The organism is Candidatus Binatia bacterium (assembly GCA_036563615.1).
In the GTDB taxonomy this organism is placed as follows: Bacteria; Desulfobacterota; Binatia; order UBA12015; family UBA12015; genus DATCMB01.
Genome location: DATCMB010000022.1, coordinates 110,076 through 133,719 on the forward strand (window position 1 = coordinate 110,076; position 23,644 = coordinate 133,719).

Sequence of the window (23,644 nt, forward strand, 5' to 3'; positions counted from 1 at the left end):
GAGCCCGAAGCGTTCGTTGCACTGCGACGCCGCGGCGAACGGCGTCGCTGCACCGTGCAACACGCGGTTGTCCGCCGACGCCCTGCGGACGCGGGTTGCGTCGCGGCACGCGAGCAGCGAGAGGATCTGACCGCCGTGGACGACGTCGCGAAGATCGCCGCCGACGACGAGCCGCTCGCGCGCCTGCCGGACGCCGACCAGCTCGCGATGCTGGCCTCCGCGCTCGGGCCGTTCGCCGTCGTCGACCTCGAGACGACCGGCCTCGACCCGGAGACGGCGCAGGTGATCGAGGTCGGCGCGGTGCGCATCGCCCCCGGCGAGCCGCCCGCGACGTTTCATCGCTTCGTCGATCCGGGCGCGCCGCTACCACCGCTGACCACGACGCTGACCGGTCTCACGCACGACGACCTCCGCGGAGCGCCGCCGTGGACGCAGGTCGTGGGCGAGCTCGCGGCGTTCGTCGCCGACGCGACCATCGTCGCGCACAACGCGGCCTTCGAGCGTGGCTTCCTCGGGCGGTTTCTCCGGAGCAGCGAGTACCTCGACACCCTCGAGCTCGCCTGCATCCTCCGACCCGAGCTCGCGGGCCACAGCCTCGAGACGCTGGCGCGCGACCTCCTCGGGCGCACCAAGCGACACCGCGCGCTCGACGACGCGCTCGACACGCTCGCCGTGCTGGCGCGCCTCGCGGCCGAGATCGCCCGCGGCGAGCATCCCGAGCTTCGTCTGGTCCTGCAGGACCTATCGGCGAGCTGGCCGTGGGCGCGCCTGCTGCGCGTGCCGCGCGCGACCGCCGCGAGTCGTCCGGACGAGCTGCGCGACGGCGGGGCAGCGACGCTTCGGGTGCAGCCCGCCGAGATGCGTCGCACCCGGATTCCCGCCGAGTGGTACAGCGCGGACTTCGTCACCCAGCTCCTCGCCGACGAGGCCCGCTGGCGACGACACGTGCCCGGCTACCGCGCGCGCGACGGCCAGATCGAGCTCGCGCGCGCTCTCCTGGTCGCGCTGCGCGAGGACCGCGCGCTGGCCGCCGAAGCCGGGACCGGCATCGGCAAGACGCTCGCCTACGCGCTCGTCGGGCTGCTGCACGCGCTGCACACCAACGAGCGCGTCGTCGTGAGCTCCGCCAACCGGACGCTGCAGGAGCGCGTCGTCGACGAGGAGCTGCCGCGCATCGCGGCCGTGCTCGGCATCCCGCCGCAGCCGGCGATCGTGCTCAAGGGACGCGCCAACTACGGCAGCACGACGCGAGCGCTCGATCTCGCGACGCGTCCGGCGGACTTCGGCTTTCCGGATCTGCCGGCGGCGACGCGTCTCTACTTGACGTCGTACTTCCACCGCTGCCCGGAGCGCGACCTGCAAGCCTTCGGCGGCTGGCTGCTCGCGCGTGATCCGGCGCTGCGCGGCATCCGTGACGTGATCGCCTGCTCGACGGACTGCAGCGAGCGCGCGTGCCGCGAGGCGCCCGGCGGACCGTGCGGGTACCTGCGCCGCGTCGACGCGCTCGCCGACGCGGCGATCGTGTCGATCAACCACTCGCTGCTGCTCACCTGGCCGGCGCGCTACGGCGCGATCGAGCGGCTGATCATCGACGAGGCGCACGAGCTCGCGCACGAGGGCGACCGCGCGTTCCGCGAAGAGGTCGCGGCGCGGGACGTGCGTCAGTGGCTGTCGCAGCTCGCGGCCGGCGGCAGGGGAGGGTTGCTCGCGGCGCTCGCGGCCGGCGCGGGTGATCTCGTCGCCGCGCGCCGTGCGATCGATCTCGCGCGGCGCTGCGAGCTCGCGGTCGAGGCGGCCGGACGCGCGCTCGTGCCGCTGTGCGGCGAGGGCGAGACGCTCGTGCCGTCGGCCGAGGTCGCGGCGCAGAGCCCGACGTGGTCGCACGCCGCGCGCTGCATCACCGACGCGGCGAGCGCCCTCGCCATGCTCGGCGAGGAGGTCGAGCGGCTCGCCGGCCGCTACCGCGAGAAGACCGGCGACGGCGCGCCGCGCGACGACGCGGTGTCGGCCCGCGCGGCGACGCTCGGCGCGTCGCTCGCGGCGGTCGGCACGGGCCTGCTCGCCGATCTCTTCGAGCAGACCCGCGACGCGACGGTGTACTCGGCCTGGGCGCGTCCGGTCCGCGAGAGCACCGACTGGGGCGTGCGCGCGACACCTCTCAACGTCGCGGAGCTGATCCACGCGCGGCTGCTCGAGCCGGCGCGCACGGTGGTCGCGGTGTCGGCGACGCTCGGCGTCGGCGGCAACCCGAAGCCGACGCTCGAGAAGCTCGGCTGGCAGCTGCTGCCGGAGGAGCGCCGCCTGCCGGAGCTCGTCATCCCGTCGCCGTTCGACTACCCGGGGCGCTCGGTGCTCGCCTTCGCGGAGGCGGGAACCTACCGCACGAGCGGCTTCGCCGCGGAGTGCGCGCAGGCGATCGCCAGCATCGCGCGTCTCCTCGGCGGGCGTACGCTGGTTCTCTTCACCAGCCGCAATCGCCTCGCGGACGTCGCGGAGCGGCTCGAGCCGCTGCTGCGCGACGACGGGATCACGGTGCTCGTGCAGCGACGCGGCGGCGGCGCGTCGCGTCTCGTCGAGCAGTTCGCCGCGAGCCGGCGCGCCGTGCTGCTCGGGACGCGCTCGCTCTGGCAGGGCATCGACGTCCCGGGCGACGCGCTCTCCTGCGTCGTGATCGACAAGCTGCCGTTCCCGCGGCCGAACGATCCGCTGCAGCAGGGACGCGCGCGCGTCATTCGCGAGAGCGGCGGCGACGACTTCCGCGCGCTGTCGCTCGAGCCCGCGGTGGTCGCGTTCAAGCAGATGTTCGGCCGCCTGATCCGCAGCGAGAACGACCGCGGCTTCGTCGTCGTCCTCGGCGCCGACACGAGCAAGGCGTACCTGCAGGACTTCGTCGGCTCGCTCCCGGGGCCGCCGCGCGTGCTGGTCGCCGGGATGCCGTCGATCCTCGCCGAGATGAACGCCTTCTTCAGCTCGCAGCCCGACGCGGCGACAGACCGAGCTGGTTGAGCTTCTTGCGCAGCGTGTTGCGGTTGATGCCGAGGATCTGCGCGGCGCGCACCTGGTTGCCGTTGGTGCGCTCGAGCGTCGCCTCGAGCAGCGGGCGCTCGAACTCCATCAGCAGCGTCGCGTAGACGTCGACCGGGTCGCGATCGCCGTGCGCCTCGAACTGGCTGCGCGTGCGGCGTCGCACCACCTCGGCGAGCGAGTCGCCGTTCGACGGCGGCGCGGTGGTCTCGGCGAGCTGGAAGTCGCTCGGCATGAGCGTCCGACCCGGCGCCAGCACCGCGGCGCGCACCAGCGTGTTCTCGAGCTCGCGGACGTTGCCCGGCCAGCTGTACTGCATCAGCATCGCTTCCGCCGCAGGCGCGATGCCCGTCATCTCCGTGCCGAGGTCGCGGTTGATCTTGGCGATGAAGTAGCGGATCAGCTCGGGGATGTCGCTCTTGCGCTCGCGCAGCGGCGGCACGTGGATCGGCACGACGTTGAGCCGGAAGTAGAGGTCTTCGCGGAAGCGTCCGGCGCGCACGGCGCGCGCGAGCTCCTGGTTGGTCGCCGCGACGATGCGCAAGTCCGCGCGCAGGCTCTCGCGTCCGCCGACGCGCGAGAACTCGCGCTCCTGCAGGACGCGCAGCAGCTTCGCCTGCAGCTCGAGCGGCATGTCGGCGACCTCGTCGAGGAACAGCGTGCCGCCTGCCGCCTGCTCGAACTTGCCCGCGCGGCGCTCGATCGCGCCCGTGAAGGCGCCGCGCTCGTAGCCGAAGAGCTCGCTCTCGAGCAGCTCGCGCGGGATCGCGGAGCAGTTGAGCGCGACGAACGGTCCCTGCCAGCGCGGCGAGTGGTAGTGGATCGCCTTCGCGATCAGCTCCTTGCCGGTGCCGCTCTCGCCCTCGATGAGGACCGTCGCGTCGCTCTTCGCGACGCGGCCGAGCAGCTTGTAGATGTTCTGCATCGCCGGCGAGCGGCCGATGATGTCGACGCCGACCTCGTAGCGCTTGCGCAGCTCGCCCTTGAGGACGCTCACCTCGGTCGAGAGCTGACGCGTCTCGAGGACGCGCTGGACCAGCAGCCGCACGACGTCGAGGTCGAACGGCTTGGTGAGGTAGTCGTAGGCGCCGCGCTTCATCGCCTCGACGGCGTTCGCCATCGTGGTCTGCGCGGTCATCACGACGAGCGTCGTCTGGCAGCCGGCCTCGCGCGCCTTGGTGACGACGTCGAGACCGTTCATGTCCGGCATGCGGATGTCGAGGAAGGCGACGTCGATGCCGCCGCGGTTCAGGATCGCGAGCGCCTCGCTGCCGGTCGATGCTTCGGTGACCTGGTGGCCGTCTGCGGTCAACGCTTCGGACAAGACCCAGCGGATCGAGCGCTCGTCGTCCGCCACCAGGATGCGTGCGGTTGCGTTTCCGTTGTTCTCAGGCATGGCTGCTGCCCCGGTCGACGGGAAGCGTCACGGTGAAGATCGACCCGACGCCGGGCTCCGATTTGACGCGCAGGACGCCGCCGTGCTCGCTGATGATGCGCTGGCTGATCGCCAGCCCGAGCCCGGTCCCGCCATCCTTGGTCGTGAAGAAGGGTGAGAAGATGCGCCCGAGGTTCTCGGGCGCGATGCCGGGCCCCTGGTCGCTCACGTCGAGCGACAGGAACTGCTCCCGTCCGTTCGCGCCGGCGACGTAGTACGACGTCTCCATGCGCGTCGTGATGGTGATGGTGCCGCCGGGGGGCGACACGTCGACCGCGTTGCGCACGAGGTTGAGCAACACCTGCGTGAGACGTCCGGCGTCGCCGAGCACGTTCGGCAGGCTGGGGTCGAAGGCGCGGACGAAGTTCAGCCGTCCGCCGCGTCCGGCGCCCTCGATCGCGATCACGCGGTCGATGATCTCGTGGATGTTGACGCCGCGCCGCTCGAGGCGTGGCGGTCCGGTGAGGTCGAGCAGCTGCGCCATCAGGCTGTTCAGCCGGTCGATCTCGCCGAGGATGATCTGGGTGCACTCCCGCATGCGGTGCGGATCGGGCGGGTTGCTCGACAGGAGCTGGGCTGCGCCGCGCATGCCGGAGAGCGGGTTCTTGATCTCGTGGGCGAGCCCCGCGAGCAGGATCTCGAGCTGGTTCAGCCGGTCGGCCTCGCGCGTGCGGGACTCGAGCTCGCGCTGGTAGCTGAGGTCGTGCAGGGTGACGAGGCTGCCGACCTCACGGCCGTCGTCGTCGACGAGCAGCGTCGCGGCGGCGCGGACCGGACGCTTGCCGCCGTGCCGGCTGACCAGCGACGCGTCGCCGCGGACGTTGCGCACCCCGGAGGCGCGGGTCGCCTGCAGGAGGTCGATCAGCCAGGGGTTGGCCGCGAACAGCTTGCTCGCGTGCTGACCGACGGACTGCACGGCGGACAGACCGGTCAGCTGCGCGGCGCCCTCGTTCATGAACTCGAGCGTCTGATCGCGGTTGAGGACGATCAGGCCGTCATCGAGGCTCTCGAGGACGTTGAGCCATTGCTCGGCAAGGTAGCGTGATCCTGCCCGTCGCATAAGCAGCTGCACATCTTTTAAGCAGCGATCCGCCCACAAGCGAATCAAGAAGCGGCAAAATCGCTGTCTTCCGGGCGCGATGCGCCGGCGTAGCAAGCGGGTCGCCCACCAGAAGGCCGGTGCCCACGGCGCGGGCGGGCAGGGTCGAGAGGTGCTTCGGGAGGCCAGGCGGGCTTTTCGGGGGCCGGCGGGGCTACCTCGAGCGGACCCGTCTTGACGCGCCGCGACCCGGCAGGGAGATTCCCGGCGTGGTTTCCGTCGCAGACGCCATCGAAGCCGTGATGTCCGCCGTCGTCCCGACCCCCGCCGAGGAGGTCCCGGTCGCGGAGGCCGGGGGGCGGGTCCTGGCCCAGGAGGTCACGGCGCCGTTGGACATCCCGCCGTTCGAGAACTCGCAGATGGACGGCTTCGCCGTCCGCAGCGAGGACCTGGTGGGGGCATCTCCCAGCACCCCGGTCGGCCTGCACGTGATCGGGACGGTGCCCGCGGGGCGGGCGGCCCAGGTCGCCGTCGGGCGGGGCGAGGCGCTGCGGATCATGACCGGCGCGCCGCTGCCGCAGGGCGCCGACGCCGTGGTCAAGGTCGAGGACACCCGCGTCGAGGGCTCGCTCGTCGAGATCCGGCACGCGCCGGCGCGCGGCGAGTTCGTCCGGCCGGCCGGCGAGGACGTGCGCGCCGGCGAGACGGTGCTGCGGCCGGGACGAGCGCTGCGCGCGGCGGACGTCGGGCTGATCGCCTCGATCGGGCTCCCGACGGTGCGCGTCCGGACGCGTCCCCGGGTCGCGATCCTCGCGACCGGCGACGAGCTCGTCCCGCTCGGCGGGACGCTCGGACCGGGGCAGATCTACAACTCGAACGCGTACGCGCTCGCCGCGGCGGTGCGCGAGGTCGGCGGGACGCCGACCATCCTCGGCATCGTGCCCGACGAGCCCGACGCGATGCGCGCGGCGTTCGCATCCTGCGCGAGCTTCGACGTGATCCTCTCGACCGGCGGCGTGTCGGTCGGCGACTTCGACTTCGTCAAGCAGATCATGGACGAGCTCGGGCTCGAGCGCCGCTTCTGGCAGGTCGCGCAGAAGCCGGGCAAGCCGCTCACCTTCGCGGCGCAGGACGGACGGCTCTACTTCGGCCTGCCCGGGAACCCGGTGTCGTCGCTGGTGTGCTTCACGCTCTACGTCGCGCCCGCGCTGCGTCGGGCGATGGGGCTCGACGCCGTGTTCGCGCCCTCGGTCGAGGTCGAGATGGCGCGCAGCGTGCGGACGGCGCGCAGCCTGACCGAGCTCGTGCGCTGCACGCTCGAGTGGCGCGAGAACGGCATGCTCGCGACGCCGACCGGGACGCAGAGCTCCGGCGTGCTGCGCTCGCTCTCGCTCGCCGACTGTCTGGTGATCAGCCCGCCGGGTCAGGAAGAGCTCGCGGTCGGGGCGCGGCCGCAGGCGCTGCTGCTCGGCCAGGAGCTGGCGCTCTCGCCCGCGCATCCCTTCGCGTAGGTCGCGACCCGTATCGCGTCGCGACGCTGCTGGACGTGGACGCTAGAGGTCGCTGACGTCGTCGGCGCCGCCCGCCTCGGCGACGGTATCGCTCGACGGGCCGGCGTCGTCGCCGCCGTCGTCGCCCGACAGGTCGCCGCCGGCTTCGAGCTCGTCGATCATCTCGTCGAACTCGGGTCCGGCGACCTCGTCGCCGAGCTCCTTGCCCATCTTGCGCATCCAGCGCGCGATGCTCCGCGGGTCGTTCTCGTCGAGCCCGGCGAGCTGCGACGGGTCGCCGAGCGCGTCGAGCCGGCTCTCTTCGGAGCGCGCGACCGCGAAGCGCGACATCAACCGGTCGAGCTCGCGGCTCCCGCAGCGGTCGCAGACGGCGTCGGGCTGCTCGCTGACGCGCAGCGTGAGGACCTGCACGCGGCGACGGCACGAGCGGCAGCGGTATTCGTAGATCGGCATCGCTTGTTGGAACTTACTTCAGCGTCTTGGTCGTGAAGCCCTGCTCCGAGAACGTGAGCAGCGTCTTCTTTCCATTGATGAAGGTCTCGAGCGCGACCTCGCGACCCCACAGACGGTGCAGGTGCTGCAGGGTGCGCTCCGCGTACTCCAGCAGCAGGTCGCGGCCGTCGTGCTCGTGTACCATGTAGAGCGTGCGATTGCCGCCGAAGTCGGCGTCGGTGATCTTGATCACCGGAATCGTGCCGGTGCCGATGTTCTTGAGCAGGGTCTCCTTGACCTCGCGCCAGCTTTCCTTGTCCGACACCTTGGTGACGACGTAGTCCTCGTTGCGCTGCTCGTACTGGAAGAGGTCGAGCTCCTGCATCAGCTTCTCGCTCAGGAAGCGGCGCAGGAAGGACACGTCGCGGTCGGCCTCGCGCGCGGCGAACATCGCGCGGCGTCCGCTCATCGTCGGACGGAAGCCGGCGCGCAGCTCCTCGTCGGTCGGCTCGTCGTGCAGGCGCTTGATCTCGTCCCACACCTTGAGGCCGATGTGGTACGGGTTCAGCCCGCCCGGGTGCGGGCGCACGACCTGGTTGTGGCGCACGAGGAACTCGAGGTGCAGGTCGGGCGGCAGCTCGAGCGCGTTCAGGATCTCGCGGTGCCAGTACGAGGCCCAGCCCTCGTTCATGATCTTGGTCTCGATCTGCGGCAGGAAGTAGCAGGCTTCCTCGTGCACGATCGTGAGCAGATCCTTCTCCCACTCCTCGAGGTAGGGGTTGTGGTCGCGGATGAAGAGGAGCAGGTCCTCCTCCGGCGACGCCGGCACGCGGCGCAGGTTGGGCGCCTGGTACTCGACCGGCCGGTGGATCTTGTAAAACGGGTCGGGACGCGGCTGCGCCGCCTGCAGCAGACGCTCGCGCTCCTCCTCGTCGCTGAGCTTGCGCACCGCGCGGTTGCGCCGCATCTGCAGCGATAGCGCGTGCGCGGCGTCGAGGATCTGCTCGACGCGGTCGAGGCCGATCGACGGGTCCTCGATGTACGAGCGCACGCGCTGCGCGTGCGCCTTGAAGGTGCCGATCGTGAACTCGGCGCGCGTCTGCTGGAAGTTGAAGTTGTTCTTGAAGAAGTCGTTGTGCCCGTAGACGTGCGCGATGGTCAGGATCTGCAGGCACAGCGTGTTGTCCCGCATCAGGTAGGCGAGGGCGGGGTTCGAGTTGATGACCATCTCGTACGGCAGCCCGGAGACGCCGTAGTCGTAGAGGGTCTTCAGCTTCTCGTAGGCCTTGCCGTAGGACCAGTGCGGGTAGTGCGACGGCATGCCCGAGTACGCCATGTACCCGAGCATCTCGTTGTGGTCGCAGATCTCGAACTCTTGCGGGTAGACGTCGAGACCGAACTCGTCCGCCTTCTCGCGGATGCGTTCGTCCCACATCTCGAGATCGGCGATCGAGTAGTCCGGCATGTGCGACCTCCGGTCAGGCGGACGAGGTTTCGCTGAGCTTCGCCCGATCCTTGGAGAGGAACGCGCGGAAGGAGGGCCAGATGTCCTCCTTGCGCTCGATCACCACGGTCTGGAAGTTGTCGGCGTCGAGGCGGCGGAAGAGGTTCAGCATCGAGCTCTCGTAGTAACGCGAGCCGAGCGGCTTGATCTCGCCGTAGCCGAACAGGTTCGCGACCTCGGCGAGCTGCTTCGCGGTGCGCAGCGCCGCCGGGTTGTCCGAGTCGAAGTTGTCGCCGTCGGAGCAGTGGAACACGTAGATGTTCCAGAGCGACGGGTGGTAGCGCTCCTCGATGATCTCGAGCGCCTTCTGGTAGCCCGACGAGATGAACGTCCCGCCCGACTCCGCCTTGTGGAAGAACTCCTCCTCGGTGACCTCGCGCGCCTCGGTGTGGTGCGCGATGAACACGATCTCGACCGAGCGGTACTTGGTGGAGATGAACTGGTAGAGCAGGAAGAAGTAGCTGCGCGCCAGGTACTTCTTCATCGTGTCCATCGAGCCCGACGTGTCCATGATGCAGATCACGACGGCGTTGGACTCGTTGCGCACGTCGCTCACGACGTGCCGGTACGTCAGGTCTTCGATGTGGAACGGCTTGCGCTTCTGCTCGATCTCGGCGGGATCGATCGGCGAGTCCTCGAGCCGGGCGTGGCGCTTCGTCGCGAGAAGACGCTTCACGCGCTCGCGCGCCGTGCGCCGCTTGTCGAGGCGCACCCGGATGCCGACCTGACGATAGCCCTTGCGCTTCGCCGTGCGCTCCGCGGGAATCTGCCGCAGCGCGCGGCGCTCGAGGTCGGGGAGCTCGAGGTCCTCGAACATGATGTCGATGAGCTCCTCGAGCGTGATGTCGGTCTCGTAGTAGTCCTGCCCGGGGCGATCGCCGGCCTTGTCGCCGCCGGGTCCTTCCTTCTGGCCCTTGCCGATGACCTGACCGGGCTGGGTCTCGCCCTCGCCCTGGCCGACGCCGGGCGCGTTGTCGCCGTAGACGAAGCGGTACTCGCGAACGCCGCGAATCGGAACCTTGATGATCTTGTCGCGGCTCTTCCCGATGATCGACTCTTCCGCGACGATGTCGGCGATGTTGTCGCGGATCGACTCGCGCACCTTCTCGCGGTGACGGAGCCGGTCGCCGGCGCTGCGGTCGCTGCGCTCGGCTTCCGAGTGTCGGAACGGTCGGAAGATCGCGCCGGGCAAGTCAGTCCTTCCAGAGGTTGTTGGCCGCGTACTTGAGCACGACGTCGACGCAGCTCTCGCAGTAGCCGTTGTCGAGCAGGTTCGAGACCATCGCGTTGTACTTCTGCGTCTGCTCTTCGTCGCGGGTGCGGGCCTTGGTGATGATGCGCGAGATGTCGCGCACCGACGTCATCAGCCGCTTCTCGATCGCCTCCTTGAGCGGCTCGTAGCTCTGGTAGGTGATCTTCTCGCCGCGTCGCGAGGCCGCCCAGAGGTACGCGATCACCTCCTGGCGGAAGCCTTCCGCGGCCGAGCCGATGATCGCGATCTGCTCCTCGATCGACTTGAGGAAGCCCTCGTCCGGCTGCAGCTCCTCCTTCGTGTTGCGGTCCTTGACGCGCGTCTTGTTCACGAAGGCTTCGGCGTGGTCGAGGTAGTTCTGGAACAGCGACTCCGCCTGCTCCTGGTACGAGTAGACGAAGGCCTTGGTGATCTCCTTCTCGAGGATCTCGAGGTACTCCTTGTGCAGGACGTCCTGCAGGAACTCGAGCAGGCGCTTGCGCTCGTCGTCCGCGAAGTCCGCTTCCTTCACCATCGTGATCAGCGCCTCGCGGACGTTGATCGGGTTGATGCAGTTGCCGTCGACGTTGTCCGACAGCGCGTTGTCGAGCGCCTTCATGATGAAGCGCGTCGAGATGCCGCTCATGCCCTCGCGCTTGGCTTCGTCGCGCAGCTCGCGGACGTCGATCTTCTTGGTCTTGCCCTTCTCGACGACCTCCTCGCCGTTGTAGAGCTTGAGCTTGGTCATCAGGTCGCACTTCGCGGTGGGCTCGAGACGCGACAGGATCGCGAACATCGACGCCATCTCGAGCGTGTGCGGCGCGACGTGGGCGCGGAAGTCCGAGTTGCGGATGATCTTCTGGTAGATCTTCACTTCCTCGGACAGCCGCAGGTTGTAGGGCACCTTCACCACGACGATGCGGTCGAGGATCGCCTCGTTGGTGTGGTCCGCCTTGAACTTCTGCCACTCGGCCTCGTTCGAGTGCGCGATGATGACGGTGTCGACGTAGACCATCCCGTGGCGGCCGGGCGCGGGGATGACCTTCTCCTGCGTCGCCGTGATCATCGCGTGCAGGTACTCGGTCTCGTTCTTGAACACCTCGATGAACTCGACCATGCCGCGGTTGCCGACGTTGAGCGCCCCGTTCAGGTCGAGCACCCGCGGATCGCCCTCGGAGTAGACGTCAAGCTTAGAAATGTCCTCGCTGCCGATCAGCACCGAGGTGTCCTGGTTGTTCGGATCGACCGGCGGCACCACGCCGATGCCGACGCGCTCGCGCTTCGAGAAGTACTTGAGCTCGACCGGGAACTCCTCGTAGCGGCCGCCGAACTCGTGCTCGAGGCGGAAGCGCGTCACCGGCGACACGTCGCCCTCGATGTGCACCCCGAGCATCTTCTCGAACTCCTTGCGGAGATGCTTCGGGATGAGCTGCAGCGGCTCCTCGTTCATCGTCGAGCCGGCGATCGCGTAGAACGGCTCGGATTCCTCGAGGCCGCGCTGCAGCCGCTCGACCAGCGAGCTCTTCCCGGAGCCCACGGGGCCCATCAAGTAGAGGACCTGTCGACTCTCCTCGCCTTTGAGCGATGCGGAGTGGAAGTAGCGGACGATCTGGGAGATCGTCTTCTCGATTCCGAAGAACTCGTCGCGGAAGAAGTTGTAGACCTTGAGCGGCTCGTCTTTGTAGAGCCGTTTGGCGCCGGCGTCGTCGGTGTTCTGGATGTCCTCGCAGCCGGCTCGCATGATGATGTCGTAGATTCTGGCGTGGGCGAGCTTGGGAATGGTGGGATCTTCGCGGACCTTCTCGAGGTAATCCAAGAAGGTGCCTTTCCAGGTTTTGCTCTCGTGAGCGGCGCGATCTTCTTGGATGATCCTCGCGAACGTATCCTTGCTAGCCATAGGGCCGGCTCCTCTCGGCTGTCCCACGGCGACGGGGCCGGGGAAACCTGCCGTGCGCGTCGCACCGACGGTGGAGAGATCGGGTCGTCGAGGTCCCCTCGATGCTCACTTCAGAGAAATTATACGTGCGTCCCGTTGGAGGAACAAGGCGAGAAGCACTTGCGCGGCCCGCACGCTTGTTGTTCCACGCTTTCGCTCCGCAGACCCACGGCTGTGGAGCGGTGTGAGAACACGCGCCCGCGCCTCGGCGCGCGCTGCGCGCTTCTTTCGGAGGACAACCGGTGAACATCAAGGATTGCGTGGCGCTCGTCACGGGCGGCGCTTCGGGACTCGGTGCGGCGACGGTCGAGAACATCGTCGCGAACGGCGGTCGAGCGATGATCCTCGATCGCGAGAACTCGCAGGGCGCGGAGCTCGCGAAGCGTCTCGGTGATGCCGCGCGCTTCGTCGCGGCCGACGTGACGAGCGAAGAGCAGGTGCGCGCCGCGGTCGCGGCGACGGTGGATGCCTTCGGCAAGCTGAACGTCGCGGTGAACTGCGCGGGCGTCGGCGTCGCGGCGAAGACCGTCAGCAAGCGTGGTCCGTTCCCGCTCGAGCTGTTCGCGAAGTGCGTCGAAGTCAATCTCATCGGCACCTTCAACGTCATCCGACTCGCCGCCGAGCAGATGACGAAGAACGAGCCCAACGCCGACGGCGAGCGCGGCGTGATCGTCAACACCGCGTCGGTCGCCGCGTTCGAGGGACAGATCGGGCAGGCGGCGTACTCGGCGTCGAAGGGCGGCGTCGTCGGCATGACGCTGCCGATCGCGCGCGACCTCGCGTCGTACGGCATCCGCGTGATGACGATCGCGCCCGGCTTGTTCAACACGCCGATGCTCGCGCTCATGCCCGAAGAGGGACGGCGCAAGCTCGGCGCGCAGGTGCCGTTCCCGCCGCGTCTCGGCGAGCCGCCCGAGTTCGCCGCGATGGTGCGCGCGATCATCGAGATTCCCATGCTCAACGGTGAGACCATCCGCCTCGACGGCGGCATCCGGATGCAGCCGAGTTGAACGCGCGGGCGTGGCGCTGGTTGCGGCTCGCGCTGTTGCTCGTGCTCGCGGCCTGCTCGCGCCCGTTGCCGGACGAATCGTCGCCGGGCGCGCTCGTCTACGTGCAGCAGTGCGGTCTGTGTCACCCACCACATCACCCGGGCCTGATGAAGGCCGAGATGTGGAAGGTCCAGGTTGCACGCATGGCGGAGATCCGCGCCCGGCGCGGTTTGCCGCCGTTGAGCCCGACCGAAGAGAAGCTGATCCTCGACTATCTCACCCGGCACTCGGGTTGAGAACGGAGCCGTAGTCCATGGACATCAAACGCGTCAGCGAGCCGGCGGAGCGCGTGCGCGCCGACCTGCTCGCGGTCCCGCTCGTCGCAGGTGCGCCGACGTCGCGCGAGATTTCTGCACTTGACGCCGCGACCGGCGGGCGCTTGCTGCGCGAAGTGCGCCGTCGCTCGGCGGACCCTGCGAAGCAGGGCACCGTGTCCGTCTACCAGACGCACGGCGAGATGCGGGCGGATCTGATCGCGGTGATCGGCGTCGGGCGCGCCGACGGCCAGACGCTGCCGCCCGACGCGTGGCGCCGCTTCGGCGGGCAGGCGGTCGAGGCCGCGCGCTCGGCGCGCGCCAAGACGCTCGCGATCTCGGTCGGCGCGGCGGGCGGCGCCGCCGTGGGCGCGGCCGCCGAGGGCGCGCTGCTCGCGGCCTACCAGATGAACGGGTTCAAGAGCTCGCGGACGCCGTTTCAGGTCGAGCGCTGCCTGCTCGCGGGCGTCGCGTCGAGCCGCGAGGCGCAGCGCGCGCTCGAGCGCGCGCAGGTCGTGGCCGAGGCGACCTGCTTCGCGCGCGACCTGATCAACGGTCCGGCCGAGACCATCACGCCGGACCACCTCGGGCGCGTCGCGAAGCGCCTCGGCCGCGAGCACGGCTTGAAGGTGCGCGTCCTCGAGCCCGCCGACATGCGCCGCCTCGGCATGGGCGCGATCCTCGCGGTCGGACGCGGCAGCCGGAACGAGCCGCGCGTGATCGAGCTGATCCATCGTCCCAACGGGGGACGCGTGCGCGCCGGCGCCGGTCCGGTCGCGCTCGTCGGCAAGGGGATCACCTTCGACTCGGGCGGCTTGTCGCTCAAGCCGCCGGGCAGCATGGAGATCCAGAAGCGCGACATGTCCGGCGGCGCCGCGGTGCTGGGCGCGATGCGCGCGATCGCGCAGCTCCGTCCGGCGATCGAGGTGCGCGGCTACATCGCGGCGGCGGAGAACATGCCGGACGGTCGCGCGTACCGTCCCGGCGACGTGCTGCGCACGTTCACCGGCAAGACGGTCGAGGTGCTCAACACCGACGCCGAAGGCCGGCTCGTGCTCGCCGACGCGCTCGGCTGGGCGGCGAGCGGCGGCTCGACGCGGCAGAGCAAGCCGCGCTGGATCGTCGACCTCGCGACCTTGACGGGCGCGGTGACGACCGCGCTCGGACGCAGCGTCGCGGGCATCATGGGCAGCGACGAGGCGCTCGTGCGCCGCCTCATCGAGGTCGGCAAGGAGACCGGCGAGCCGATGTGGGAGCTGCCGCTGGTCGAGGACTACATGTCGGCGCTCGAGAGCCCGATCGCCGACCTGAAGAACACCGGCGACGGCACGGCCGGGACGATCTTCGGCGGCCTGTTCCTGCGCGAGTTCGTCGGCGGGCTGCCGTGGGCCCACCTCGACATCGCGGCGGTCGCGTACACCGACAAGCCGCGCCCGTACGTGCCCCGCGGCGCGGTGGGGTGGGGCGTGCGCACGCTGGTCGCGCTGATCGAGAAGGAGGCGTCGCGAGCCTGAGCGCGCGGGCCTGGCTCGCGCAGCGACCGAGCGCGCGCGAGCCAGGCGCCCCGTGCCTCAGGCCGCCTTCAGCGCCAGGATCTCGTCGGCGGACTTCGGGATCGCCGCCGACAGCACCTCGTGGCCGTCCGGCGTGACCAGCACGTCGTCCTCGATGCGGACGCCGATGCCGCGGTACTCCTCCGGCGCCTCGGTGAGCGAGCGCGCGAAGTAGAGCCCCGGCTCGATCGTCAAGACCATGCCGGGCTCGAGCTCGCGCGGCTTGCCATCGCGCCGGTACGAGCCGACGTCGTGCACGTCCATGCCGAGCCAGTGGCTCGTGCGGTGCATGTAGAAGGGCTTGTAGAGCCCTTCCTTGACGATCTGCTCGTGCGTGCCCTGGAGCACGCCGAGCGACAGCAGGCCGTCGACCAGGACGTCGACCGCGCGGGCGTGGACGTCCTCGAGCGTGACGCCGGGACGCACGGCCTCGATCGCCGCGAGCTGCGCCGCGAGCACGAGGTCGAAGATGCGGCGCTGCGCCGGCGTGAAGTCGCGTCCGACCGGAAAGGTGCGCGTCACGTCGGCGCAGTAGCAACCGAGCTCGTCGCCCGCGTCGATCAGCAGCAGCTCGCCGTCGCGCAGCTCGGCGTCGTTCGACGTGTAGTGCAGCACGGTCGCGTTGTCGCCGCCGGCGATGATCGACGGATACGCCCAGCCGGCCGCGCCGTTCTTGCGGAACACGTACTCGACCAGCGCCTCGATCTCGTGCTCCCACATGCCGGGCCGCGCCTCGCGCATCGCCGCGGTGTGCGCTTCGCCCGCGATCGCGATCGCGCGCCGCATCCACGCGAGCTCGGCCTCGGTCTTGTAGAGGCGCATCTCGTGCACGAGCGGGCCCGCGTCGAGCAGCGACGTCGGCAGGTCGTTCGCCGTGCGCGGACGCTGCGCCCACGCGCTGCGCGCGATCTCGAGCATGCGCAGGTTGAACGGCTCGTCGAAGCCGAGGTGGTAGTAGAGGGCGCCGCCGCGCGCGATGATCGGGGTCACGCGCTGCGCGAACTCCTCCATCGGGAAGGCGGCGTCGGCGCCGAAGTCATCGATCGCGCCCTCGACGCCGGCGCGCTTGCCCGTCCAGGTCTCCTTCTCCGGATCGCGCGGCTGCACGAAGAGCACGAAGCGCTCGCGATCCGCGGTGCCGTCGAGCACCGCGACCGCGTCCGGCTCGGCGAAGCCCGTCAAGTAGTAGAAGTCGGAATCCGGCCGGTAGCGATACTCGACGTCGTTCGCGTGCACCCGCGCGGCGGGCGCACGAAACACGGCGACGCCGTTGCCGATCTTGTCGAGCACCGCGGCGCGTCGTGCGGCGTAGTCGAAGCGGGGAAGGCCGTGAAACGGATCGGGCATGGGAATCCTAGCGAAAGATGTCGAGGCCGCGCCCGGCCGACGGCGGCCCGGCGATCGCGATCAGACGCGCGCGCGCGAGGGTGCCGTCCTCGGCAGGCTCCTCGAGCGTGACGACGATCCGGTCGCCGCGGCGCAGCTCCTTGATCGAGCCGTCCGCCGAGCCGCGGCGGACGATGGTGTCGCCGCCGTAGACGAAGGCGATCTTCTTCCCGGCGTCGAGGAGGGTGATCACCTGCGCGTCCTCGTCGACCACCCAGACGTTGCCGGCGAGGCGCGTCGACGCGTGGGCGGCCCGCGGCGCCGCCATCTGGACGGCCAGCACGAGCGCGACGAGCGCGAGAGCGAGGGGCCGACCAGCGCGCCGGAGCATCGCGCCTACGCTAGCGACGCCTCGTCGGACAGACAAGCCGACGCCGCCCGCGCCGCGGGCCATTCGCCGCCCGACGCGGCGCGCTGTACTATCGCGCGGACTCAGCTAAAGGGCTGCCGAACATGATGGACATCGTCACGTTCTTCGATCTGATCCAGCAGGGCTACTACGCCACCTATCCGCTCCTGCTGTGCTCGATCGTCGCTCTCGCCGTCGCCGGCGAGCGGATGTGGGCGCTGCGCGGCCTCGACGCCCGCATGCTGAACGTCGCGAAGCAGATCGGCTTCTTCCTGCGTCGCGGCGATCTCGAAGGCGCGCGCGACATGGTCGAGCGTGACGCCGGCGACCTGCCGCTCGGCCGCATCTACCTCGAGCTGCTGCCGCGCGCCGCCGACACGCCGATCGAGGATCTGATCGCCCTCGCCGACGGGCACCGCGTCGAGCAGACCCAGGCGCTCAAGCGCAACGTCTGGCTGCTCGGCACGATCGGCAGCGCGGCGCCGTTCATCGGACTCTTCGGCACCGTGGTCGGCATCATGCGCGCCTTCCACAGCATGGCGCAGACGGGCACCGGCGGCTTCGCCGTGGTCGCGGCCGGCATCTCCGAGGCGCTGGTCGCGACGGCGCTCGGTCTCGGCGTCGCGATCATCGCGGTCGCGCTCTACAACTACTTCCAAGTGCGCTTGAACGACATGGGCACGACGATGCGCGTCGGCATCACGCGCTTCGTCGACGGCGTCTGCGCCTGGCGAGGGGAACGTGGCAGTCGGCAGGTTGCCTGAGCACGACAACGGCGACGGCGACGCGATCGTCGCCGAGATCAACATCACGCCGCTCACCGACATCTTCCTCGTCCTGCTGATCATCTTCATGATCACCAGCTCGGCGATGATCGAGTCGGGGCCGCGCGTGGATCTGCCCGAGGCGGGCGTGACCTCGACCGAGACGAAGGGCGTGGTGGTCACCGTCGACGCCGAGGAGAACATCTACGTGAACGGCGAGCAGACGAGCCGCGAGCAGCTCGCCGCTGGCCTCAAGGCCGCGGTCGACAGCAGCGACGTCAAGCGCGTCGTGCTGCAGGGCGACAAGGGCGTCCAGCTCGGCGACGTCGTCTACATCCTCGACGAGGCGCGCAACGCCGGCGCGCTGGAGGTCGCCATCGCCGCCACGCGGCGGAAGTGACGGAAGCGGAGCCATGCCGCGCGAAGATCTGCTGCTCGCCCCGGAATCTCTCGAGACGCTGATCGCGGGGCTCGGCGACCTGCGCGTCGTGCTCGGTCCCGGGGCCGGTCCGGGCCTCGAGCAGGTGAAGGCGCGGCTCCAGCACGCGCTCGCGGCGCAGCGGGCCGGCGAGCGCGAGCGAGCGATCCGGGAGATCACCGCGGCCATGCATCTGCTCAGCGAGCTCGCGGCGACGCTCGACCCGCAGGAGGCCGCGATGATGCGCGCTCTCGCCGCGCAGTTCGAGAGCGCGCTCGTGCGCGGCGACGCGGCGCACGCCGCGCAGTCGGTCGACGCCATGCGCCGGCGCTCGGGCGCGGTCAAGAAGCGCGGCGACGAGTTCAAGCTTTGACTCGGGGTCGCGAGCGGCTATTTTGCCGCCGCGACGGCCGGCGAGGAGCCCTGCGCGGTAGGCGGGCCCAGGACCGCAGGGAAGACGCGACATGGCGAAGGCGAGCGAGCGCAAGGGAGTTCGGACCGAGGAGTACGAGTGCTGCGCGGCGGAGCGGAAGCGCCAGATGGACCGCATCCGCAAGAACTACGTGACGTTCCCCGTGATCCGCTCGGTGCCCTGTCCGACCTGCAAGATGATCCTCAAGATCCGCGTCTACGAGCGTCCGAGCGACGAGGCGACGGCCTGACACGCCGCGCGACCGCGCGTCCATGGCAGCGAGCGACGACGTCGCGCCACCCGAGCTCGGTGAGGAGCCTGGCTCCGAGGACGCTCTGCTGCTCGCCCTGCTGCTGCGCGGCGCGCTGAGCATCGAGGAGCTCGCCGTCGCGAGCGGCGTGTCAAGCAACGACGCGGAACGCGACGTCGAGCGCCTGCGGGCCGAGGGGTTGCTGGGCGTCGAGCCGCGTCCGCTGGGCGAGGCGCTGGCGCTCACCGCGTCGGGCCGCGAGCGCGCGTCGGCGGTCCTCGCACGCGAGGCGGATACGCTGCGGCCGTGGCTCGAGCCGCGCTACGGCGCGTTCATGGCCCTCGACCGACGCGTCAAGCAAGCGCTCCACCGCTGGCAGGTCCGCACCGACCTCGGAGCCGATCGGCCGAACGACCACCGCGACCGCCGCTACGACGCGCTGGTGCTCGCCGAGCTGCGTGCCGTGCACGCCGAGGCGGACGCCTGGCTCGCGCCGCTCGCGGCCGCGCGCCGACGCTACGCGAGCCTGCGCGCGCGGCTCGCCGGCGCGCTCGAGCGCGCCGCAAGGGGCGACGTCCGCGCGGTGGCCGGCGTCGTCGGGGACAGCTTCCACCTCGCCTGGTGGCAGCTGCACGCCGACCTGCTGCGCATCCTCGATCGCGAGCGCGGTCCCGAAGACGCCTGAGACGCTCGGTCGAGGCGAAGGGCGGCGGACCGCGGCCTGCGGAGCGGCGCCGCGTGTCCCGCACGCGTCCCACGGGTTGCGCACCGCACCGCCGCATGGCACGAGCGCGCGCATGGACGAGACGCTGCGCCGTGCCCTCGAAGCCGACATCCGCATGACGCAGGAGCGGTTCTGCGCCGCAATGGAGGCGCGGCTGCCGTCGATCGAGAGCGACTCGCTCGAGCGCTACTTCGCCGTGCTCTCGAAGCTGGTGGCGAAGCTCGAGGACCCCGAGAAGAGCCTCGGGCAGATCATGAACGAGATGATGGCGGAGAGCGCCGCCATCCTGATGCAGGAGATGCAGAGCCGCCGCTGAGCGGCGACGGGCGCGCGCCGGCACGAGCGCGTCCACGCTCCGACGATCGTACGAACGCCTGCGTCGCGTTTCCGTGTCCGTGCAATGACCACCTTGGGCCGATCCGCTCGCTCCTGCTAGAGTCCCCGCGATGGCTTCGACGTTCGCCCCACGGCTGGTGAACGGCCCCTTCGGCGACCCGGGGCTGTTCGTCGAGCTGCGCTGGCAGGGCACCGCAGTGCTGTTCGACCTGGGGCGCAACGACGGGCTGCCCGCGGCCGACCTGCTGAAGGTGACCCACGTGTTCGTGTCGCACACGCACATGGATCACTTCATCGGCTTCGACCGCGTGCTGCGTCTCTTCCTGAACCGCGACAAGCGGCTCTACCTCTACGGACCCGAGGGCATCCTCGACTGCGTGCAGGGCAAGCTCTCGGGCTACGTCTGGAACCTCACCGAGAGCTATCCGTTCGTCTTCGACGTCACCGAGGTCGCGGCGTCGGGCTCGCGCCGCTCGGTGTTCCGCGCGAGCACGGGCTTCCGGCGCGAGGACGCGGAGCTGCTGCCGGCGCAGGCGTCGAGCGGGCCGAGCACGACGCCGCTGCTCGTCGACGAGGGACACTTCCGCGTCCGCGCGGCGATCACCGACCACCGCATCCCGTGCCTCGCGTTCGCGATCGACGAGCCGACCCACCTCAACGTCGACGGCGATCGGCTCGCGCGCGGCGGCTATGCGCCCGGACGCTGGCTCGCCGAGCTCAAGGACGCGATCCGCGCCGGCGCGCCCGACGACACGCGGATCACGGCGCAGCGTGCGGATCGCACGCAGGCCGAGCGCACGCTCGGCGAGCTGCGCGATCTCGTGCGCATCACGCCGGGGCAGAAGATCGGCTACATCGTCGACACGCGCTTCCTGCCGGAGAACCTCGCCGTGCTGCTGCCGGTGATGCACAACGCCGACGTGCTGTTCTGCGAGTCGCCGTTCCTCGACGAGGACCGCGATCAGGCGGCGATGCGCTACCACTTGACGGCGGCGGAGGCCGGCACCATCGCGCGGCTCGCGCGCGCGCGGCGCCTCAAGGTCTTCCACTACTCGCCGCGCTACCAGGGTCGCGGCGATCTGCTGCGGCAGGAGGCCGAGGCGGCGTTTCGCGGTCGCATCGACCCCGGCGTGCTCGCGGAGCTCGGCGCCGCGGTCGCCTGACGGAGGCACGGATGCCGGCCGCGCGGGTCGCCGCGCCGAGCGACGAGGTCCGCGCGTTCCTCCTCGCGGCGCGCCGCGCGCACCTCGCGACGGCAAGCGTCGACGGCGCGCCGCACGTCGTGCCGGTGTGCTTCGCGCTGCTCGACGAGCGGACGCTGGTGTTCGCGGTCGACGACAAGCCCAAGCGTCCCGGCGTCAAGCTCAAGCGCCTGCGCAACCTCGAGGAGAACCCGCGCTTCGCGCTGGTCGTCGACCGCTGGGACGAGGACTGGAGCAAGCTCGGCTACGTCCTCGTCACGGGGCGAGCCGAGCGGCTGCGCGACGACGCGCGCCGCGCCGCCGCGATCGCGGCGCTGCGTGAGCGCTACCCGCAGTACGTCGCGATGGATCTCGACCCGTCACGCCACGAGGTGGTCGCGCTCGCGATCGAGCGCGTGCACGCGTGGGGACGGCTCGCCGACTGACGGCGCGCGCCGCCGCCGCGCGGCTCAGCGCTTCTTGCGCGCCTCGTCCTGCGCCGCGCGCCAGCGGGCGAGGCGCTGCGCGATCTCGCGCTCCTCGCCCTGGTCCCCGGGCTGGTACCAGCGTCGTCCGCGCAGCTCGTCGGGCAAGTACTCCTCGACGACGAAGTGACCGGGCGACGCGTGCGGGTACTGGTAGCCCTCGCCGTAGCCGAGCGAGCGCATGAGCCCGGTCGGCGCGTTGCGCAGATGCAGCGGCACGGGCAGCGTGCCGGTCGCGCGCACCTCGGCGGTGACCCGGTTCAGCGCCTCGTAGCTGGCGTTCGATTTGGGGGCGGTCGCGAGGTAGGTCACGCCCTGCGCGAGCGGGATGCGACCTTCCGGCAGGCCGACGAAGTGCACCGCGTCCTTGACGGCGAGTGCGACCTGCAGCGCGCGCGGGTCGGCGTTGCCGATGTCCTCGGCGGCGAAGATCACCATGCGCCGCGCGATGAAGAGCGGATCCTCTCCCGCCTCGAGCATGCGGACGAGCCAGTAGAGCGCCGCGTCGGGGTCGCTCCCGCGCATGCTTTTGATGAAGGCGGAGATGACGTTGTAGTGCTCCTCGCCTTGGCGGTCGTAGCGCAGCGAGCGGCGCTGCGCGGCCTCCGCGACCTGGTCCGCCGTGATGCGGCGAGCCTCCGTGCGCGCGGCGATCTCGGCGGCGACCTCGAGCGTCCCGAGCGCGATCCGCGCGTCGCCCTGCGCGTGCTCGACGAGCAGGTCGCGCGCGTCCGGCGCGAGCGTCACGCCGAGCCGACCGAGACCGCGCTCCGGATCGGCGAGCGCGCGGTCGATGAGCTGCCCCAGCGACTCCGCGTCGAGCGGCTCGAGCGTGAGCACGCGCGAGCGCGACAGCAGCGGCGAGATCACCTCGAACGACGGGTTCTCGGTCGTCGCGCCGATCAGGACGATCGTGCCGCGCTCGACATGCGGCAGCAGTGCATCCTGCTGCGCCTTGTTGAAGCGGTGGATCTCGTCGATGAACACCACCGTGGACCGACCGCTTGCCCGCTGCTCGAGCTCGGCGCGCTCGACGATCGCGCGCAGCTCCTTGACGCCCGACAGCACCGCCGACATCTGCGCGAAGGGGAGATCCAGAGACTCCGCGAGCAGACGGGCGAGCGTCGTCTTGCCGCTGCCCGGCGGTCCCCAGAGCACGAGCGAGTGCAGCTTGCGGCCCTCGACCATCGACTGCACGAGGCGTCCGGGCCCGATCAGGTGGCGCTGCCCGACGTACTCCTCGAGCGTGCGCGGTCGCATGCGCTCGGCGAGCGGCGCGCTCGCGGCGACGGTCTCGCGCCGCGACGTCGCCGCACCGCGGGCATCGGTCGCCTTCGCTGCTTTGGCGCGCGCCGGCGGCTCGCCGAGGCGCGAGAACAGGTCCGGTTCGCTCATGGACGTCGGCTTCGAGTGTGGCTTCCCCCGGGCGCGAAAGCGAGCGCGACGGCGTGCGAGCCGTGCGAATTCGACACGCCGGCTACGCCCGTGCTAACGCCGGCGAGGTTGAGTGTGGATGCGTCCATGGTCGGCCTGGTGCTGAAGCGCAAGGCCCCGCGCGCTCGTGACGTCGCGCGGCAAGTGGTCGCATGGCTCGAGGAGCGCGGCGTGCGAGCGCTCGCCGAGCCGGACGACGCGGCGTGGCTGGGGGCCGTTGCGAGCGACAAGTCGGCGATGTTCGCGCGGGCGCGCGCGATCGTCGTGCTCGGCGGCGACGGCACGCTGCTCGCGACCGCGCGTCTCGCGGGCGAGCGCGAGGTGCCGATCGTCGGCGTCAACCTGGGCGGGCTCGGCTTCCTCACCGAGATCACGCTCGACGAGCTCGAGGCGACGCTCGAGCGCACGCTGCGCGGCGAGGCGGCGATCGACCGGCGCAGCATGCTGCGCGCGACCGTGCGCCGCGGCAGCGGCGAGTCGGAGATCTACCAGGCGCTCAACGACGCGGTGCTGAGCCGCGGCGCGCTCGGCCGCACGATCGACATCGAGACCAACGTCGACGGACAGTTCCTCGCGCTCTTCAAGGCGGACGGCGTGATCGTCGCGACGCCGACGGGCTCGACGGCGTACTCGTTGTCGGCGGGCGGACCGCTCGTGCACCCGTCGGTGCGCGTCGTCGTGCTGGCGCCGATCTGTCCGCACAAGCTCAGCGTGCGGCCGATCGTCGTCGACGACGGGTCGACGCTCTCGTTCCGCCTGCGCTCGCCGGGCGAGGAGCTGCTGCTGACGCTCGACGGCCAGCAGACCGTGCGGCTCGGCGTCGACGACACGGTCGAGGTGACGCGCTCGCCGTACGTCGTCTGCCTCGTGCGCTCGCCGCAGCTCAACTTCTACGATCTCTTGCGCACCAAGCTCGGCTGGGCGCGCTGACGACGAC

At 70.5% G+C, this 23,644-nt stretch carries 23 protein-coding genes; 14 read left to right on the forward strand and 9 right to left on the reverse strand.

Annotation, left to right across the window (positions count from 1 at the left end):
* Positions 1–135: 135 nt before the first annotated feature.
* Positions 136–3,006 (forward strand): helicase C-terminal domain-containing protein, encoded by a 2,871-nt coding sequence (locus VIS07_18895; protein HEY8517584.1) that lies wholly within the window; start codon positions 136–138, stop codon positions 3,004–3,006.
* On the opposite strand, the gene ntrC is transcribed toward VIS07_18895, so the two are convergent.
* Both ntrC and VIS07_18905 read right to left on the reverse strand, forming a co-directional pair.
* Complete coding sequence (gene ntrC, locus VIS07_18900; GenBank protein ID HEY8517585.1) at positions 2,966–4,420, reverse strand: nitrogen regulation protein NR(I); 1,455 nt, start codon at positions 4,418–4,420, stop codon at positions 2,966–2,968. The genes VIS07_18895 and ntrC overlap by 41 nt on opposite strands.
* Positions 4,413–5,519: an ATP-binding protein gene (locus tag VIS07_18905; GenBank protein HEY8517586.1), complete on the reverse strand. Its 1,107-nt coding sequence runs from the start codon at positions 5,517–5,519 to the stop codon at positions 4,413–4,415. The genes ntrC and VIS07_18905 overlap by 8 nt, the downstream gene beginning before the upstream one ends.
* 248 nt (positions 5,520–5,767) lie before the next feature.
* On the opposite strand from VIS07_18905, the gene glp reads away from it, so the two are divergent.
* Positions 5,768–7,009, forward strand: coding sequence for a gephyrin-like molybdotransferase Glp (gene glp / locus VIS07_18910; GenBank protein HEY8517587.1), 1,242 nt, complete (start codon positions 5,768–5,770; stop codon positions 7,007–7,009).
* Between the two features lie 42 nt (positions 7,010–7,051).
* Here glp and VIS07_18915 read toward each other — a convergent pair whose 3' ends face one another.
* From VIS07_18915 to VIS07_18930, 4 genes are read right to left on the reverse strand one after another with little or no spacing between them, the layout of a single operon-like run.
* Entirely contained in the window at positions 7,052–7,462 is a 411-nt protein-coding gene (locus VIS07_18915) for a zinc ribbon domain-containing protein (protein ID HEY8517588.1), read from the reverse strand.
* Positions 7,463–7,475: 13 nt separating this feature from the next.
* A complete protein-coding gene (locus VIS07_18920; protein ID HEY8517589.1) occupies positions 7,476–8,906 on the reverse strand; it encodes a SpoVR family protein in 1,431 nt (476 codons plus the stop codon).
* Between the two features lie 13 nt (positions 8,907–8,919).
* Positions 8,920–10,137, reverse strand: coding sequence for a sporulation protein YhbH (gene yhbH / locus VIS07_18925; protein HEY8517590.1), 1,218 nt, complete (start codon positions 10,135–10,137; stop codon positions 8,920–8,922).
* Between the two features lies 1 nt (position 10,138).
* Positions 10,139–12,073 (reverse strand): serine protein kinase, encoded by a 1,935-nt coding sequence (locus tag VIS07_18930; GenBank protein ID HEY8517591.1) that lies wholly within the window; start codon positions 12,071–12,073, stop codon positions 10,139–10,141.
* A 281-nt stretch (positions 12,074–12,354) separates the two neighbouring features.
* Between VIS07_18930 and VIS07_18935 the strand changes: the two genes are divergently transcribed.
* The 3 genes from VIS07_18935 to VIS07_18945 are packed head-to-tail and all read left to right on the forward strand — an operon-like array spanning position 12,355 to position 14,929.
* Positions 12,355–13,122: a 3-hydroxyacyl-CoA dehydrogenase gene (locus VIS07_18935; protein HEY8517592.1), complete on the forward strand. Its 768-nt coding sequence runs from the start codon at positions 12,355–12,357 to the stop codon at positions 13,120–13,122.
* Entirely contained in the window at positions 13,119–13,397 is a 279-nt protein-coding gene (locus tag VIS07_18940) for a hypothetical protein (GenBank protein ID HEY8517593.1), read from the forward strand. The genes VIS07_18935 and VIS07_18940 overlap by 4 nt, the downstream gene beginning before the upstream one ends.
* A gap of 17 nt (positions 13,398–13,414) precedes the next feature.
* Positions 13,415–14,929, forward strand: coding sequence for a leucyl aminopeptidase (locus VIS07_18945; protein HEY8517594.1), 1,515 nt, complete (start codon positions 13,415–13,417; stop codon positions 14,927–14,929).
* Positions 14,930–14,986: 57 nt separating this feature from the next.
* Here VIS07_18945 and VIS07_18950 read toward each other — a convergent pair whose 3' ends face one another.
* Together VIS07_18950 and VIS07_18955 are read right to left on the reverse strand one after the other, a co-directional pair.
* On the reverse strand, positions 14,987–16,315 hold the full coding sequence (locus tag VIS07_18950) for an aminopeptidase P N-terminal domain-containing protein (protein ID HEY8517595.1): 1,329 nt from the start codon (positions 16,313–16,315) through the stop codon (positions 14,987–14,989).
* 7 nt (positions 16,316–16,322) lie between these two features.
* Complete coding sequence (locus VIS07_18955; protein ID HEY8517596.1) at positions 16,323–16,685, reverse strand: hypothetical protein; 363 nt, start codon at positions 16,683–16,685, stop codon at positions 16,323–16,325.
* 122 nt (positions 16,686–16,807) lie between these two features.
* Between VIS07_18955 and VIS07_18960 the strand changes: the two genes are divergently transcribed.
* The 8 genes from VIS07_18960 to VIS07_18995 all read left to right on the forward strand — a co-directional run bounded on the left by VIS07_18960 (position 16,808) and on the right by VIS07_18995 (position 21,234).
* The gene (locus tag VIS07_18960; GenBank protein ID HEY8517597.1) at positions 16,808–17,467 is read left to right on the forward strand and encodes a MotA/TolQ/ExbB proton channel family protein; all 660 of its coding nucleotides are present in this window, start codon (positions 16,808–16,810) and stop codon (positions 17,465–17,467) included.
* On the forward strand, positions 17,460–17,867 hold the full coding sequence (locus tag VIS07_18965) for a biopolymer transporter ExbD (protein ID HEY8517598.1): 408 nt from the start codon (positions 17,460–17,462) through the stop codon (positions 17,865–17,867). The genes VIS07_18960 and VIS07_18965 overlap by 8 nt, the downstream gene beginning before the upstream one ends.
* A gap of 13 nt (positions 17,868–17,880) precedes the next feature.
* Positions 17,881–18,258 carry a hypothetical protein gene (locus VIS07_18970; protein HEY8517599.1) on the forward strand — a complete coding sequence of 126 codons (378 nt, stop codon included), beginning with the start codon at positions 17,881–17,883 and terminating at the stop codon, positions 18,256–18,258.
* Positions 18,259–18,349: 91 nt separating this feature from the next.
* On the forward strand, positions 18,350–18,547 hold the full coding sequence (locus VIS07_18975) for a hypothetical protein (protein ID HEY8517600.1): 198 nt from the start codon (positions 18,350–18,352) through the stop codon (positions 18,545–18,547).
* A 22-nt stretch (positions 18,548–18,569) separates the two neighbouring features.
* Positions 18,570–19,232 (forward strand): hypothetical protein, encoded by a 663-nt coding sequence (locus VIS07_18980; protein HEY8517601.1) that lies wholly within the window; start codon positions 18,570–18,572, stop codon positions 19,230–19,232.
* A 112-nt stretch (positions 19,233–19,344) separates the two neighbouring features.
* A complete protein-coding gene (locus tag VIS07_18985) occupies positions 19,345–19,587 on the forward strand; it encodes a hypothetical protein (GenBank protein ID HEY8517602.1) in 243 nt (80 codons plus the stop codon).
* A gap of 130 nt (positions 19,588–19,717) precedes the next feature.
* Entirely contained in the window at positions 19,718–20,770 is a 1,053-nt protein-coding gene (locus tag VIS07_18990) for a ribonuclease Z (GenBank protein HEY8517603.1), read from the forward strand.
* A gap of 11 nt (positions 20,771–20,781) precedes the next feature.
* Positions 20,782–21,234, forward strand: a complete 453-nt coding sequence (locus VIS07_18995) for a TIGR03668 family PPOX class F420-dependent oxidoreductase (protein HEY8517604.1) — start codon at positions 20,782–20,784, stop codon at positions 21,232–21,234.
* Between the two features lie 24 nt (positions 21,235–21,258).
* On the opposite strand, the gene VIS07_19000 is transcribed toward VIS07_18995, so the two are convergent.
* Positions 21,259–22,533 carry a replication-associated recombination protein A gene (locus tag VIS07_19000; protein HEY8517605.1) on the reverse strand — a complete coding sequence of 425 codons (1,275 nt, stop codon included), beginning with the start codon at positions 22,531–22,533 and terminating at the stop codon, positions 21,259–21,261.
* Between the two features lie 261 nt (positions 22,534–22,794).
* Here VIS07_19000 and VIS07_19005 point away from each other — a divergent pair, with 261 nt between their 5' ends.
* Positions 22,795–23,637: an NAD(+)/NADH kinase gene (locus VIS07_19005; protein HEY8517606.1), complete on the forward strand. Its 843-nt coding sequence runs from the start codon at positions 22,795–22,797 to the stop codon at positions 23,635–23,637.
* The last annotated feature ends 7 nt before the right edge of the window (positions 23,638–23,644 follow it).